Below are 267 nucleotides of genomic sequence, written 5' to 3' on the forward strand. Positions count from 1 at the left end.
GAGCCCTGCTTGACACTGGCACCGATGAGACCAGAGAACAAAAAGCAAGAAAAGAACAGCAAATACTTCAAGAGTGGTTATTTAAAGACAAAATGCATGAAAACTGTGCCATTTGCGGGCAAGAATTTGACATAAAAACTTTGATAACCGCACATAAAAAGCCTAGAGCTGAATGTAATGATGCTGAACGCTTAGACCCTCATATTGTAATGCCTATATGTCTGATGGGTTGTGATTATCTTTATGAAAATATGTATATTTACATCG

Annotated in this window: 1 pseudogene; it reads left to right on the forward strand. The window is 37.5% G+C overall.

Annotation, left to right across the window (positions count from 1 at the left end):
* Positions 1 to 267: pseudogene (locus SB749_RS19680) on the forward strand (hypothetical protein); the annotation flags it as partial.

Origin of the sequence: Brevibacterium sp. SIMBA_078 (assembly GCF_046534565.1) — a bacterium.
Lineage (GTDB): Bacteria > Actinomycetota > Actinomycetes > Actinomycetales > Brevibacteriaceae > Brevibacterium.